This window comes from Streptomyces sp. NPDC093591 (genome assembly GCF_044764885.1).
Classification (GTDB): Bacteria; Actinomycetota; Actinomycetes; order Streptomycetales; family Streptomycetaceae; genus Streptomyces.
In genome coordinates this window covers 76580-90630 of the sequence record NZ_JBIWIY010000014.1, presented here as the reverse complement: position 1 = coordinate 90630, position 14051 = coordinate 76580, and the positions used below count along the sequence as shown (strand labels likewise).

Genomic DNA, 14051 nt, shown 5'->3' with positions numbered 1-14051 from the left:
CCCGCCCGCCCGGATGGCCCTTGCCTGAAGAGGTGCCCACCCGTCTGCCCCGTCTGCGGAACGCCCTGTCGGCAGCGCTGATCGCCCTGTCGTGCCTCCTCGTGCCGTTCGGCGTCCTGGCGGCCTGGGTGACGTACGGGCTGGCGGACACCGGCCGGTACGTCACCGCGATGGCGCCGCTCGCCGCGGATCCCGCGGTGCAGGGCGCGGTCGCGGACTCCGTCGGGGCCGGGATCACGCAGGAGGTCGACCGCAGGCTGGCCGAGTCCCCCGCCTCGCCCGAGCTGCGCACCATGCGGCCCTTCGTGCACGACGCGGTGCTCTCGTTCACCCGGACCGAGGCCTTCCGCACGGCGTGGGACGCGGGCAACAGGGCGGTCCACGACGCCGTGCTGAGCGCCCTGCGGGACGGCCGCGACCGCACCGTCACGGTGGACGTCGCCCCCATCACCGCCCAGGTCAAACACCAGCTCATCGACGACCACGTCTCGCTGGCGCACCGCATCCCGGTCGAGCACACCGAGGTCCCCGTGCTCCCGGCCCACCAACTGGACCGGCTCCGAAAGGGGTACGCCGTGCTCGAAGTCGCCGGTTTCTGGCTGCCCGTCTCGGCCGCCGCGCTCGCCGCGACCGGCATCGCCGTCGCCGCCTGCCGCCGCCGCGCGGTCACGGCGACCGCGCTGGGCACGGCGCTCGGCGGCGCGTTCCTGGCGCTGGCGGTGGCCCTAGGCCGCCGGTTCACGCTGGCCGACCTGCCCGAGGCGGCCCACCGCCCGGCCGCGGGCGCGGTCTACGACGCCCTGACGCAGACCCTGCGCACGGTGTCCTGGCTGCTGATCGCCCTCGGCCTGACGGTGGCCCTGGTCTGCCGGCTCACGGAGTACCTCGCGCGACGGCGGCGAGCGTGCGCAGCGCCCGCCGCAGATCCGGCTCGGGAGCCGACGCGAGCCCGAGCCTGACGGCGTCCGGGGTGCGGTTCGGGTCGACGACGAAGGCGGGGCCCGGCGTCACCGCGATGCCGTGCGCGGCCGCGGCGGCCGTGAAGGTGTCCGCGCGCCACGGGGATGGCAGCTCCCACCAGGCGAAATAGGCGCGCGGGTCGGACCGTACGGCGAATCCGCGCAGTTCCTCGCCGACGATCCGCTGTCGGCGCGCCGCGTCCGCCCGCTTCGCCGCGACCAGCCGCCGCACCGTCCCGTCCCCGATCCACCGCGTGGCCGCCTCCACCGCGAACCGCCCCGCACTCCACCCGCCGGACCGTACGGCCGCCGCCACCGCCCCGAGGCGCGCCTCGGGTACGACGACGAAGCCGACGGTGAGGCCGGGGGCGACGCGCTTGGAGAGCCCGTCGACGACATGGGTGAGATCCGGCGCGTGGGCGGCGAGGGGTTCGTCGTCGGTGAGGAAGGACCAGATGCGGTCCTCGACGACGGGGATTCCCAGGGCGCGGACGGCGGCGGCGAGTTGGCGGAGCCGCTCGCCGCTCACCGTCACGGACGTCGGATTGTGCAGGGTCGGCTGGAGGTAGAGCGCGGACAGCGGGGCACTGCGGTGCACGGCGGCGACCGACTCCGGACGTACCCCGCCCTCGTCCGCCGCCAGCGGGACCAGGGTGATGCCGAGCCGGGCGGCGATCTCCTTGACCAGGGGATACGTCAGCGGCTCGACCCCGAGGCGCCCGCCGGGCCGGACGAGGGAGGCGAGGGTGGCGGCGATGGCCTGGCGGGCGTTGCCGGTGAAGAGGATCCGGTCGGCGGCGGGGCGGCGGCCCGGGGTGGCGAGCAGGGCGGCCGCGGCCTCCCTGGCCGCGAGGGTGCCGTCGGCGGCGGCCGGGCGCAGGGCCTCGGTCAGGACGTCGGGGCGCAGGAGCGGTGCGAGGGTCGGGGCGAGAAGCTCCGCCTGACCGGGCGCGGAAGGGTAGTTGAGCTCCAGGTTGACCGGCGCGGCGGTGGCTCCGCTCTCGACGAGCGCCCGCCCACCCGGCCTCGCCGGGGCCGCCCGTACGAAAGTGCCGCGGCCGACCTCGCCGACGACCAGCCCCCGCCTGACGAGTTCGGCGTACACCCGCCCCGCCGTCGACCCGGCGATCCCGCGCCGCCGCGCGAACACCCGCTGCGGAGGCAGCCGTTGGCCCGGCTCCAGCCGCCCGGCGGCGATGTCGTCGGCGATGCGATCGGCGAGGCGCCGGTAGTCATCCATCCGCTTCACGAAACTTCCCCCTGCGCAGTCATCTCGGATTGCACCGAGGGCAAAGATCTTATTGCACCGAGGAGTTGAGCGGATCTAGGGTCGTCCACATGAGCCCCTTCCTCGCATACGAGGACAAAGGCTTCGATACTTCACTGACCCCCCTTGTCCTGGTCCACGGCCACCCCTTCGACCGCACGATGTGGACCCCGCAGATCGAGACGTTCTCCACCACCCGCCGCGTGATCGCCCCGGACCTGCGCGGCTACGGCGCCTCCCCCGTCGTCCCCGGCATCACCCCCCTCTCCACCTTCGCCGAGGACATCGAGTCCCTCCTGGACGCCCTGAAGGTGGACACCTTCGTCCTCGCCGGCCTGTCGATGGGCGGCCAGATCGCCATGGAGTGCTACGACCGCTTCCCCGACCGCATCCGGGGCCTGGTCCTCGCGGACACCTTCCCGGACCCGGAGACGCCCGAGGGCAAACGGGCACGGAACACCATGGCGGACCGCCTCCTGCGCGAGGGCATGCGCGGATACGCCGACGAGGTACTGGAGAAGATGGTCGCCCCGTACGCGCCCCCCGAGGTCAAGGCCCACGTCCACCGCATGATGACGGCCACACCCCCCGAGGGCGCGGCCTCAGCCCTACGCGGCCGCGCCGAACGCCCCGACTACCGCACCCTGCTGACCCGGGTCAGGGTCCCGGCCCTGGTCGTCGTGGGCGCGGACGACACGTACACCCCGGTGCCGGACGCGCAGGCGATGCACGCGGCACTCCCGGACTCGACCCTGGCGGTGATCGAGGGGGCGGCGCACATGCCGAACCTGGAGCGGGTGGGGGAGTTCAACGGGGTGCTGGGGGAGTTTCTGGGGCGGTTGGACAACGGCCGATAACAGAGGACCGGTTACTCACAGCGCGCGTGCTTCACAAGAGCCCAGCGGATCAGAGGCCCCACCCCCGAGATACGCTCGCAGCCTTGGCGTGGGTCATTGGTTCCAGCGGCGGCCTTCTCGCCGCCCGCAAAGCCGCCCCGGACGAGGCAACTCGGGAGCTCCGGATCGAGAGCCTCGATCAGTTCATGGGGCTGGGCGTCTCCCGCGCACTCACCGTGGACCTGTGGATCGACGGCGACGGCCATGCCAAGCAGTTCCGCATGCGGGCCGAGCCCAACGACATGTCGGCCGGCACTGGCTCAGCCCGGGGTCATCGAGACCCCTCCGGCGAAGGACACCGCCGCCCTCGCGGCCGACGAGCAGTAAAGCTGAGCTCTGACACGCCCCCCGTCTCAGGTGCCGTCACCGCCACCCACAGGGTCAGCCGAGATGGGGCCGCTCACGGTGCTCCAGGAAGTGACGGATCCGGAGTCGCTGTGTGTGGTGCATCGGCAGTTGGTCGATCTCTTCCGGCTGGACGAACCGCAGCTCCGTGGACTCGTCCGAGATCGCGAGCCGGCCACCGACCACGCGGGCGGTGAAGCAGACGTTGAACTGTCGGCGCACCTCGCCGTCCGAGTAGGCGATGACGTGGCGAGGGTCGGTGTAGGTGCCCACGAGCCCGGTGATCTCCACGTCCAGACCCGTTTCCTCTCTCACCTCGCGGACGGCCGTTCCCGGGAGTGAGTCGGTCATCTCCATGCCGCCGCCAGGGAGTGCCCAGAGGTCGTTATCCCGTCGGCGTTGAAGGAGTATGCGCCCTTCGTCGTCGGTGACCACGGCGGACGCGGCGACCACCAAGCTGTTCGGCTCAGGTGCCGCCGGGTCGTCGTAGAACTCGGTCCGTGCCATGGTCACTCTTCCCTCAACGGCGTCACGGCCTCCAGGACGCCCGGGTCGACGCGTGACGCTCCGCCTGCTGCCCCACGTACCGTCCCCCGTGCCGCCCCTCCCGCTCACGAACCGCTCACGAACCGCTCGCTGCCATATTCATCAGCGCCACGAGCAGCACGAACGCGATCGCAACCCCCTGGACGGCCTTCCCCCAGCCGGGCATCGGCTCGCCCCTCTTGGCCGCCGACCGGGCCGCCGTGAAGGCGACCAGCAGTCCGACGACGGCGAGGGGGGCGAGTACCAGGGTCAGCCAGTTGACCTGTACGGGCGTCATCGCGGATCTCCTTGTTCCACAGCGGTGACCGACGGTTCATCATCGGCACGCACGGCCGGGACCCCTCCCGGTCCGCCTCCGCCCATCCGCCCCTCCCGGTCCGCCCCCGCCGCCCCGCCTCCACGCAACCTTCCCCCCACCCCCCTCGTCTTTGAGGGAGGATTCGGGCATCCCACCCGCGAGCGGAGGCCGGGCGTTGAAGAGTGCCGCTACCTGGTCGGCCGGTCTGCTGTTCCTGGGCGTCAGCGTGGTCGTCGGCTGCCGGGTCGCCGACACCGACGGCGTCACCCCCGTCCCGCAGTTCCTCGCCTTCCTGCCGTGGCTGCTCCTGCCCGCCGGAGTCGGGGTGCTGCTCGCGCTGTTCGCGCGCTGGTGGTTCGGCGTCGTGTGGGCCGTCGTACTGCTCGGGCTGCTGGCGTGGTTCATCGAGCCGTACGGGAAGGCCGGTCAGCCGGGTGGGCGACCGCTCGTCTCCTTCCGGGTACTGACCTCGAACGTCGAGTTCGGGCACGCGACCGACGCCCTCGTCGCGGCCGTCCGCCGGGAGAAGCCGGATCTCGTGTTCGTCCAGGAGTGCGAGTACACCTGCGACGCCCGGCTGAAGGAGGCCCTGGGCACCGGCTATCCGCACCGGGCGGCACAGGTGGCGGGCGGCTCGGCGGGGTCGGTCCTGCTCAGCCGCTTCCCGCTCGGCCCCGCCGACGGCGTGGACGGCACCATGGCCATGCCCGGCGCCGTCGCAGACGTCCGCGGGCACGCCGTACGGCTCCAGCTCGCGCACCCCATGCCACCGTTGCCCGGCCGGACCGACCTGTGGCGCCGGGAGCTCGGCGAGTTGCGGGACTTCGCCGCCGACCACACCGGGGACGGCGGGACGCCCCTCGTCCTCGCCGGCGACTTCAACGCCTCCCAGGACCACGCCGCCTTCCGCCGCATCCTCGACACCGGCCTGCACGACGCCGCCCGGCTCGCCGGGCACGACCGCACGCCCAGCTGGCCGGCCCGGACGGCACCGACGTTCGGCGTGCAGATCGACCATGTGCTGCTCTCCGCGGACTTCTCGGTACGCGCCGCCCGTTTCCTCGACCTGGCGGACACCGACCATCGCTCGTTTGTCACCGACCTCACGCTTCACCAGCGGCGATGAGCTGATCCGGGGTGCCCATAATGGGCCGCATGTCCCGCGAGTTCCCCATCGGCCGCACTCCCCCCGACTGGCTGGTGCGGAACCTCCGGCCCCAGTCGGCCCCCGTCAACTGGCCGGCCGTGGCCCGCGCCGCGCTCGCGATGGCCCTCCCGCTGGCCATCGGGCTGGCCGTCGACCGCCCCGCCTACGGCGCCCTCGCCGCCATGGGCGCCCTCAACGGCGTCATCAGCGACACAGCCGCCGCCTATCGGGTCCGTATCCCCACCATCGCCATCCCCCAGCTCTTCGGCGCCGTCGGCGTCACCGTCGGTGCCGCGGTGTACGGCCACGGCTGGGTCGCCGTCGCCGCCGTCACCGGTGTCGCGCTCGTCTCCGGGATGATCTCGACGATCGGCGCGGTCGCCTCCGCGGCGGGGCTGGTGCTGCTGCTGACCTGCGTGGTCGGCGCGGGCCTGCCGATGCCGGGCGAGTGGTGGCTCGCCCCGCTGCTGATGTCCGGCGGCGGGCTGCTGGTGCTGGTCCTCGCGCTGCTCGCCTGGCCGCTCAGGTCGGGGGTCCCGGAGCGGGCCGCCGTCGCGGACACCTACCGGGCGATCGCCGAGCTGCTGGCGGCCGGGGGCAGCGGCAGCACCCCGGCGTACGACGACGCCCGGCACGCCGTCACCCAGTCCCTGAACCAGTCGTACGACATCGTCCTCGCCCACCGCGCCCGCCACCACGGCCGCAGCCCCGAACTGACCCGGCTGCTCGCCCAGTTGAACGCCATCACCCCGGTCGTGGAGGCCGCCCCCGCGGCGCACCTCAGCGGCACCCGGCTCCCGCCCGAGGTCCCGGAGGCCGTACGGCACCTCGCCTCCGCCGTCGAGACCGGCCGCCCGGGCCCGACAGTCCTGAAGCTCCCCGCCCCGACCACCGAGACCGCCCGCGCGGTCGACCACGCCCTGCGCCACGCCGCCGAGGTCGTCACCAACCCGGACGTCGACCCCCGCGGCATCGACGACCGCCTCGGCCGGCCGGCCGCGCTCGGCATCCGCGCCGCCCGCGCCCTGCGGGGCGTGACGCTCTCCGCCGCCTCCTGGCGCTACGGCCTGCGCCTCGCCCTGTGCATCGGCCTGGCCCAGATCCTGGTGTCCCTCATCCCGGTCCCCCGCTCCTACTGGGTCGCCCTCACCATCACCTTCGTCCTCAAGCCCGACTTCGGCTCGGTCTTCTCCCGCGCGCTGCTGCGCGCCCTCGGCACGGTCGCCGGGCTGGTGATCGCGGCGGCGGTGCTCGCGGAGGTGCCGCGCGGCTGGTGGGACGTACCGGTGCTGTTCCTGCTCGCGCCGCTGATCCCGGCGTTCACCCCGCGCGGGTACGGCTACCAGACGGCCGCCATCACCCCGGTGATCCTGCTCCTGTCGGACGTCCTGAACCGCCAGGGCACCGCCCTGCTGCTGCCCCGCCTCGTCGACTCCCTGATGGGGTGCGCGATCGCCCTCGTCGCCGGGTATCTGCTGTGGCCGGAGAGCTGGCACACCCGGGTCGGCGACCGGCTCGCGGACGCCGTGGAGGACACGGCGCGCTATGTGGAGGGCGCCTTCGGCCCGGACGCCGTCGACCCCCCGGCCCGCGCCCGCATGCGCCGCCGCCTCTACCGCAACCTCTCCACCATCCGCACGGAGTTCCAACGCGCCCTGACCGAACCCCCGCCCACCGGCCGCCGGGCGGCCGCATGGTGGCCACTGGTCGTAGCGGTGGAACGCATCGTGGACGCGACGACAGCGGCCCGGGTGCGGGTGAAGCACGGGGCGGGGCGGCCAACTGCGGCCGAGGTGAACCAAGTCGCCCGTCAGCTGAGGGAGTTGGCCCAGGGCGTACGGGAGGCCGAGACGCTGTACGCGGTCCGCACCGACCTGACCGGCCCGGCGGACAGCGTCCTGGAGCCCCTGCGCCAGGAGGTGGCCGCGGCACGCGCCATCGCGTCCCCGCACTGAAACGCGCCCCAAAGGGGCGCGGGGAACTGCGCGACAAGCCACAAGGGGCCCGCAGCCGCCCACGAAGCCAAACCACCCGAGCTACTGGGCGAACAAGAAGGCGCGGCCGCCCCGTGCAGGAGGGCGACCGCGCCATGTGGGGGGTGGGTCTGAGCGGCGGCCCTATCGGCCGGCCTTCTCCAACGCCTTGTCCATCGCGGCAGCGAACCCGTTGGCCCACAGCTGCTCGACCTTGGCCTTCTCGTTGGCGTCAGGCAGCGCGTTGGTGCAGGACGGCCCCGGCCCACCGCCCGACATCAGCTCACTGCACGGCCCCTCGTAGTGGTCCGGCAGGCCGAGGACATGGCCCGTCTCGTGCGCGGTGACGCGAGTCGAGTCGTACTCCTTGTTCTGCGCGTAGTCGAGGAAGATGTAGCCGTTGCCGTGACCGTCGGTCGAGGCGTAGGAGCCGCGCGAGTCGTTGCCCTCGCGGTAGGTGAAGTCGGCGTTCGAGCCCTGCTGGAGCTTCACGTTGGACACCGAGCTGTTCCATATCTCGGTGCTGCGGGCTATCTGGGCGCTGAAGGTGGGCGCGGCGGACGCGTCGTAGGTGACGGTGACGGCCGCGGCCTTCGGGTTCGCGGCGCGCTTCTCGGCGACCGACTTCAGGACGGCCTGGAAGAAGGCCCGACTGGCGTCGGATTCGGCCGACTTGGCGACGTAGCCGGCCTCGGCACGGGCCGGAGCCGCCGTCGCCGGAGCGACCGTGCCGAAGCCGAGGGCGGCGACACCGAGACCGACCGCCACCGCGGAACGGGCGGACAGGGAAAAGGACATACGCATTGATGACTCCTAGGTGGGGGGTGAGTCGTCAAGGCGAGTGTCGGCGCCTGTGCGGCGGCTGTGATGATGGCAACCGGTGATAGCACGGTCCTATCGGGACCCCAATTGGCGCGCTTCCGGGGGGATTTGTGCGGCTGGTGAAACCTGTGCTTCCGCTTTAGTCTCCGAGGGCATGGACCTCGAGGTGAGACACCTCCGCGCGCTGTGCGCCATAGCCGACACCGGCAGTCTGCACCGGGCAGCCCGCCAGCTGGGCGTCGCCCAGCCGTCGCTCAGCACTCAGCTGCGGCGGATCGAGCAGGAGCTGGGCGGCGCACTCTTCGTGCGTGCGAGATCCGGTTGCCGCCCCACCCCGCTCGGCCGTCTGGTCCTCAGCCGGGCCCGCCCGCTGGTGGCCGAGATGCGTGCCCTGGTCGCCGAGGCCAGGGCCGCGGCCGTGGGCGGCCCGGAGCTGCGGGTCGGTTCGACGGCGAGCAAGGCCCTGGCGGGCTGGCTGCGCCGGCTGCGCGGCCAGGGCCAGGACCCGACCCTCCATATGAACGTCTCCCCCAACGCCCTGCTCCGCATGGTCGCCGACGGCCAGCTGGACGTCGCCTTCGTCCACGAGGTGGAGGGCTCCCCCCTGCGCATCCCGCCCGAGCTCCGTCTCCGCGTGCTGATGGAACGTGAGCCGCAGTTCGTGTCACTGCCGACCGACCACCCGGCCGCGGCGAAGGCGGAGGTCACCCTCCCCGACCTGGCCGACGACCGCTGGATGGTCGACCCGACGGTGGACGGCGAGTGGGACGCCGTGCAGCGGATGTTCCGCGCGGCCGGCGTCAACCCCCATGTCCTGCACGGCGACTACTACACGGCGGACGCCCTGGTCGCCACCGGCGAGGTGGTCGCCGTCTGCCAGCCGACCCACGCCGACAGCCCCACGATGGCGGTACGGCGCCTGCACGGCGACCCGCTGGGCGTACGACTGCTCCTCGCGGCCCGCACCGAGACGGACCTGGACGGCGTCTATCCCGCGCTGGAGGAGGCGTACTGGGAGGTGGCCCGGCAGGCACCGGCGTACCGGGAGTGGCTGGAACGCGACGGCGAGCGGCAGCCGCCGGTCCCGGCGCTGCCGTGAGCGCCAGTGAGCGCCTCCCGCTGAACGCCCTCGGCACCCCCGGGTCAACCCCGTGCACGCGGAGGATCGTTACGTCATCCTCGTGCAGGTGACGGAGGGCGAATCCGGGGGCGGGCAGACGCAATGATCGATCTGCTCAGCCGCTCTCCCGACAAGGGGATTTTCCATGCGTCGTACCGCCACCGTCCTGCTCGGCACCCTCGCCCTCGCCGGAGCCATGGCCCCGGCCGCCAGCGCCGTGCCGGACCCCGTGGGCACCGTCACCTGCCTCAGCGAGACCCCCACCGCCGTGACCGAGCTCGCCGCCGACCCGACCGCCCTGGTCGACCCCGCCGCGCTCCTGGACCCGGCCGGGGCGCCGGCCGTGAGCTGCCTCGCTCCCTGAACTGCACGGAAAACGCATGCGGGCCGCCCTCGTGATGAGGGCGGCCCGCAGACGTATGGGCGCGTATACGCTCAGGCGCCCCGGATGCCTGAAGTGCCTCGGATACCTGAGGTGCCTCGGACGTCTCAGACGCCGATGTCGCAGCCGTCCTTGCGCCAGACCGCCACGACCGCCGGGCGGTTGAGCTTGCCGGGGCCTTCGGGCCAGGTGCTCAGCGGCTCTTCGGCCGTCGCGCCGTCGATCTCGCCCGGGTGCTGCACGGCGACGAGCACGCGGCGGTCCTGGATGACCGGGCCGCAGGTCTCCGCGCCCTTCGGCATCGTCAGGAACTGCTTGAGCTCACCGCGCCGGTCACCGCGCGTGGCGACGCCGAAGAGGCCGTCGTGCGAGCCGAGCTGGTTGCCGTCGGTGGAGATCCACAGGTTGCCGTACGAGTCGAAGGCGACGTTGTCCGGGCAGGAGATCGGGGAGACGTCCTCCTTCGGGAACCCGGCGAAGTAGGTGGCCGGGTCCTCCGGGTCACCCGCCACCAGGAACAGCGTCCAGGCGAACTTCTTGCTGTCGGCGCGGTTCCAGCGCTCGGTCAGCTCCAGGACCTGGCCGTGCTTGTTGGCGTTGCGCGGGTTGGCCTCGTCGGCCTTGGCGTTCGTACCGACACCGCGGTTGGTGTTGTTGGTGAGGGCGACGTAGACCTTGCCGGAGTACGGGTTCGGCTCGATGTCCTCGGGCCGGTCCATCTTGGTGGCGCCGACCTTGTCACCGGCGACGCGCGTGAAGACGAACACCTCGTCCGCGGTCATCCCCTCGACGTGCGAGACGGCGCCGTCGGCGGTGGCGGTGGCCAGCGGGATCCACTCGCCGCTGCCGTCGAACTCACCGTCGGCGGGAAGCTTGCCGGTGCCGTCGATCTCGATGGCGGGGGAGTCACCGGTGAGCTTGGCGACGTAGAGCGTGCCCTCGTCGAGCAGCGAGAGGTTGTGCTCCCGCACCGCCCGCGAGGTCCCCTTCTTCATCCGCTTGCTGCCGATGAACTTGTAGAAGTAGTCGAAGCGCTCGTCGTCACCGGAGTAGACGACGGGCCGCCCGTCCTCGGTCAGCCGCACGGTCGCGCCCTCGTGCTTGAAGCGGCCGAGCGCGGTGTGCTTGCGCGGCTTGGAGGACGGGTCGTAGGGGTCGAGCTCGACGACGTACCCGAACCGGTGCGGCTCGTTCGGCTCCTGGGCGACGTCGAACCGCTTGTCGAAACGCTCCCACTTGCGCTCGCTCGCACCCGTCCCGAGGCCGTAGCGCTTGTCCGTGGCGCGGGTGGCGTTGGCGAAGTACTGGTTGAAGTTCTCCTCGCCGTGGAGGGTGGTGCCCCACGGGGTGACGCCGCCGGAGCAGTTGTTCAGCGTGCCGAGGACCTTGGTGCCGGACGGGTCGGCGGAGGTCTTCAGCAGGTCGGAGCCGGCGGCCGGGCCGGTGACCTTGAACTCGGTGGTGGCGGTGACGCGACGGTTGAGCGGGTGCCGCGGCACGGCGGTGAGCTTGCCGCTCCTGCGGTCCCCCTCGACGACGACGGCGGACAGGCCGTGCGCGGCCCAGGCGACCTCGACCTGCTGCTTGGTGGGGTTGGCGGCGTCGTACCCACGGAACATGAGCACTTCGTCGGTGTACTCGTGGTTGGCGACGAGGATCTGCCGGCCTCGCTCGCCGGGCAGCGGAAGCAGGGCGAGGAAGTCGTTGTTGTAGCCGAACTGCTGGGACTGCGACTCGCCCGTCTGGTTCTCCGGGTCGAACGCGGGGGCGCCACGCAGGATGGGCTCGCCCCAGCGGATGACGATGTTCTGCGCGTAACCGTCCGGGATCGTCACGGTATCGGCGGTGTTCGGCGCGACGGGCGTGAACCGGAGGCCGCGGGCGCCCCGGCCGAAGGTACCGCCGGTCCGCTCGGCCGCGGCGGCGTCCCCGGCAGCGGCCTCGGCGGCGTCCGCCTTCGGCGCGGCGACGGTGGTGGTGGCGCCCACGGCGGCGGCCGCGGTGACGACGGCGGCGGCGCGCAGCGTGGTGCGGCGGCTCACGGCCTCGGCGATGACGTCACCGACGTACGGGTTCGTGGTGGTGTTCGGCACCTCGTGGAAACAGGCGTCACCACACCGGAACCGACAGGTCAGGGCGGACCGGCCACCAGAGTGCGAGTCACTGTTGGTCCGGATGATCGGCAGCTGGATGCGCATGGCGTTTTTGTACTCCCCTTGCTTCCCCTTGAGTGCAGCGTGACGGACGGTAGGGGCACGTTTGTGCGGGAGCGGGGCGACCACATGAACGGCAGGTGAATCAGGCGTGGACGTACGGCAGTTGAGTGTGCGGCCGGACTCGGCTCGATGCGGCCCTTGACGTACCGGGAGCCCCTGTGTCCGCCCCTCCCCAAGATCGCCATCCGGGGCCGCTAACCTTACGTGTCCGTCCTGGCCAGGGATCTACGGGCATCAACTCATGCGAAGGGTTGCGCACATGGGCATTCTCACTCTCCTGCGGAACGCGTTCGGCCGGTCACGCAAGGGGCGTACCGCCGAAGCAGAGGGTGCGACTCCTTCGCCGGAGCCACAGCCGACGGTCCCGTCCCCCTCCCCGGAACCCCAGCCGGCGACCACCGCCCAGGTTCCGGAACCGCGCGCGTCGGAGGGCACGGCAAAGTCGGAGAACCCCGACAAGTCCGACGCCCTCAGCAGTCCCGAGCAGACGGAGGACAGCGAGCACGAGCTGGTCTCGGCCGCGTTCGACAACGTGACGGTGCCGAAGCCGGCGGGGCCGGCGGAGACGGACGTGGCCGAAGGGGCGGGGGCGGAGGCGGCGGTCGCCGGGGAGGCCGTCGCGGAGACGCCGGTGGTCGAGGAGGCGGGGGCGGAGACGCCGGTGGCCGAGGAAGCCGTCGCGGAGACGCCGGTCGCCGGGAGCCTTGCCGAGGCGGAGCCGGTCGCGGAGACGCCGGTGGCCGAGGAGCCTGCGGCTGAAACGCCCGTCGCCGAGGAAGCGGTCGAGGCGGAGGCTGTTGCCGAGACGCCCGTCGCCGAGGAGCCCGCCGAGGCAGAGCCCGTCATCGAGACGCCCGCGGCCGAAGAGCCTGCCGAGGAAACGCCCGCCGCCGAGGCCCCCGTACAGGCAGAGCCCGTCGCGGAGACGTCGGCCGACGTGCCGGTGCCGGACGAGCCGGAGGTGGAGCAGGAGCCGGTGGCCCAGGAGCCCGCGCCGGTCGCGGCGGACGAGCAGTCGGCACCCGAGCCGGAGGCAAGCGCCGAGGCCACGCCGGAGGCGGCCCCCGAGCCCGAGGTGTCCGCCGAGGCCACGCCCGACCCTGAGCCGGTAGCCGCCGAGACCTCCCCCGAACCGATCGCGGAGCCGGCAGCCGCCGAAGCCACCCCCGAACCGGTCACGGAGCCGGCGCCCGACGAGCCCGCGGCCGCCGACGGCGAGGAAGCCCCACAGGAGCCGCTCGCAGCCGACGACGAACCCAGCACGGGTGGTGCGGGCGGGAACACGGATACCGAAGGCGAAGCCGAGGCCACCGGCACCGGCACCGGCACCGGCACCACCCCCACCCTCCCCCCAGGCCTCGTCACCGCCTACAAGTCCGCCGCCGCCACCCTCGACAAGCTCGACCTCACCGGCACCCGCGCCAAGGTCTACCTCGTCCTCGACCGCTCCGCCTCCATGCGCCCGTACTACAAGGACGGCTCCGCCCAGGCCCTCGGCGACCAGACCCTCGCTCTCGCCGCCCACCTCGACCCCGAGACCGCCAACCCCACGGTCCACGTCGTCTTCTTCTCCACGGAACTCGACGGCACCGCCGACCTCACCCTCACCGAGCACGAGAACAAGATCGACGAGCTGCACGCCGGCCTCGGCCGCATGGGCCGTACCAGCTACCACGTAGCCGTCGAGGAAGTCGTCACGCACCACCAGAAGACGGCCCCCGGCACCCCCGCCCTGGTGGTCTTCCAGACCGACGGCGCCCCCGACGCCAAGACCCCCGCCAACCAGGCCCTCGCCGACGCCGCGAAGAACCACCCCTCCGTGTTCTTCTCCTTCGTCGCCTTCGGCGACCCCGAGCAGAAGGCGTTCGACTACCTCCGCAAGCTCAAGACGGCCAACACCGCCCACTTCCTGGCAGGCGAGACCCCGCTGGAGCTGACCGACAAGCAGGTCTACGAGGGCATCCTGGCGAACTGGCGTCCGTAAAACGACCCGCGGGACCGACGACGAACAGCGACCTCGGGGGGTGGACGGCCGTCCACCCCCCGAAACGCGTGTGAGTCGATCCTCACGGGGCCAGTA

Annotated in this window: 12 protein-coding genes; 7 read left to right on the top strand and 5 right to left on the bottom strand. The window is 72.5% G+C overall.

Going from position 1 to position 14051, the window contains the following annotated elements; translation table 11 throughout:
- The first annotated feature begins 32 nt into the window (after positions 1 to 32).
- Positions 33 to 959 (top strand): hypothetical protein, encoded by a 927-nt coding sequence (locus ACIREI_RS27955; protein ID WP_403338247.1) that lies wholly within the window; start codon positions 33 to 35, stop codon positions 957 to 959.
- On the opposite strand, the gene ACIREI_RS27950 is transcribed toward ACIREI_RS27955, so the two are convergent.
- On the bottom strand, positions 874 to 2199 hold the full coding sequence (locus ACIREI_RS27950; RefSeq protein ID WP_403338745.1) for a PLP-dependent aminotransferase family protein: 1326 nt from the start codon (positions 2197 to 2199) through the stop codon (positions 874 to 876). The genes ACIREI_RS27955 and ACIREI_RS27950 overlap by 86 nt on opposite strands.
- A gap of 98 nt (positions 2200 to 2297) precedes the next feature.
- On the opposite strand from ACIREI_RS27950, the gene ACIREI_RS27945 reads away from it, so the two are divergent.
- Complete coding sequence (locus tag ACIREI_RS27945) at positions 2298 to 3083, top strand: alpha/beta fold hydrolase (RefSeq protein ID WP_403338245.1); 786 nt, start codon at positions 2298 to 2300, stop codon at positions 3081 to 3083.
- Between the two features lie 420 nt (positions 3084 to 3503).
- On the opposite strand, the gene ACIREI_RS27940 is transcribed toward ACIREI_RS27945, so the two are convergent.
- Both ACIREI_RS27940 and ACIREI_RS27935 read right to left on the bottom strand, forming a co-directional pair.
- On the bottom strand, positions 3504 to 3974 hold the full coding sequence (locus ACIREI_RS27940) for an NUDIX domain-containing protein (RefSeq protein WP_403338242.1): 471 nt from the start codon (positions 3972 to 3974) through the stop codon (positions 3504 to 3506).
- A 115-nt stretch (positions 3975 to 4089) separates the two neighbouring features.
- The gene (locus tag ACIREI_RS27935; protein ID WP_403338240.1) at positions 4090 to 4290 is read right to left on the bottom strand and encodes a hypothetical protein; all 201 of its coding nucleotides are present in this window, start codon (positions 4288 to 4290) and stop codon (positions 4090 to 4092) included.
- Between the two features lie 196 nt (positions 4291 to 4486).
- On the opposite strand from ACIREI_RS27935, the gene ACIREI_RS27930 reads away from it, so the two are divergent.
- Both ACIREI_RS27930 and ACIREI_RS27925 read left to right on the top strand, forming a co-directional pair.
- Positions 4487 to 5437, top strand: a complete 951-nt coding sequence (locus ACIREI_RS27930; protein WP_403338237.1) for an endonuclease/exonuclease/phosphatase family protein — start codon at positions 4487 to 4489, stop codon at positions 5435 to 5437.
- A 29-nt stretch (positions 5438 to 5466) separates the two neighbouring features.
- Positions 5467 to 7413, top strand: a complete 1947-nt coding sequence (locus tag ACIREI_RS27925) for an FUSC family protein (RefSeq protein WP_403338234.1) — start codon at positions 5467 to 5469, stop codon at positions 7411 to 7413.
- Between the two features lie 162 nt (positions 7414 to 7575).
- Here the strand turns inward: ACIREI_RS27925 and snpA are convergent, their stop codons facing one another.
- Positions 7576 to 8229, bottom strand: coding sequence for a snapalysin (snpA, locus tag ACIREI_RS27920; protein ID WP_403338742.1), 654 nt, complete (start codon positions 8227 to 8229; stop codon positions 7576 to 7578).
- A 178-nt stretch (positions 8230 to 8407) separates the two neighbouring features.
- On the opposite strand from snpA, the gene ACIREI_RS27915 reads away from it, so the two are divergent.
- Entirely contained in the window at positions 8408 to 9352 is a 945-nt protein-coding gene (locus tag ACIREI_RS27915; protein WP_403338231.1) for a LysR substrate-binding domain-containing protein, read from the top strand.
- Between the two features lie 166 nt (positions 9353 to 9518).
- On the top strand, positions 9519 to 9737 hold the full coding sequence (locus ACIREI_RS27910; RefSeq protein ID WP_403338228.1) for a hypothetical protein: 219 nt from the start codon (positions 9519 to 9521) through the stop codon (positions 9735 to 9737).
- 125 nt (positions 9738 to 9862) lie between these two features.
- Here ACIREI_RS27910 and ACIREI_RS27905 read toward each other — a convergent pair whose 3' ends face one another.
- On the bottom strand, positions 9863 to 11953 hold the full coding sequence (locus ACIREI_RS27905) for a PhoX family protein (RefSeq protein ID WP_403338225.1): 2091 nt from the start codon (positions 11951 to 11953) through the stop codon (positions 9863 to 9865).
- A 277-nt stretch (positions 11954 to 12230) separates the two neighbouring features.
- Here ACIREI_RS27905 and ACIREI_RS27900 point away from each other — a divergent pair, with 277 nt between their 5' ends.
- Positions 12231 to 13955 carry a VWA domain-containing protein gene (locus ACIREI_RS27900; RefSeq protein ID WP_403338222.1) on the top strand — a complete coding sequence of 575 codons (1725 nt, stop codon included), beginning with the start codon at positions 12231 to 12233 and terminating at the stop codon, positions 13953 to 13955.
- Positions 13956 to 14051: the final 96 nt, after the last annotated feature.

Coding starts and splice junctions, on each gene's coding strand:
- snpA (WP_403338742.1), bottom strand. CDS start 8,229: ATGTCCTTTTCCCTGTCCGCCCGTTCCGCGGTGGCGGTCGGTCTCGGT.
- ACIREI_RS27945 (WP_403338245.1), top strand. CDS start 2,298: ATGAGCCCCTTCCTCGCATACGAGGACAAAGGCTTCGATACTTCACTG.
- ACIREI_RS27940 (WP_403338242.1), bottom strand. CDS start 3,974: ATGGCACGGACCGAGTTCTACGACGACCCGGCGGCACCTGAGCCGAAC.
- ACIREI_RS27950 (WP_403338745.1), bottom strand. CDS start 2,199: ATGGATGACTACCGGCGCCTCGCCGATCGCATCGCCGACGACATCGCC.
- ACIREI_RS27915 (WP_403338231.1), top strand. CDS start 8,408: ATGGACCTCGAGGTGAGACACCTCCGCGCGCTGTGCGCCATAGCCGAC.
- ACIREI_RS27925 (WP_403338234.1), top strand. CDS start 5,467: ATGTCCCGCGAGTTCCCCATCGGCCGCACTCCCCCCGACTGGCTGGTG.
- ACIREI_RS27935 (WP_403338240.1), bottom strand. CDS start 4,290: ATGACGCCCGTACAGGTCAACTGGCTGACCCTGGTACTCGCCCCCCTC.
- ACIREI_RS27910 (WP_403338228.1), top strand. CDS start 9,519: ATGCGTCGTACCGCCACCGTCCTGCTCGGCACCCTCGCCCTCGCCGGA.
- ACIREI_RS27900 (WP_403338222.1), top strand. CDS start 12,231: ATGGGCATTCTCACTCTCCTGCGGAACGCGTTCGGCCGGTCACGCAAG.
- ACIREI_RS27905 (WP_403338225.1), bottom strand. CDS start 11,953: ATGCGCATCCAGCTGCCGATCATCCGGACCAACAGTGACTCGCACTCT.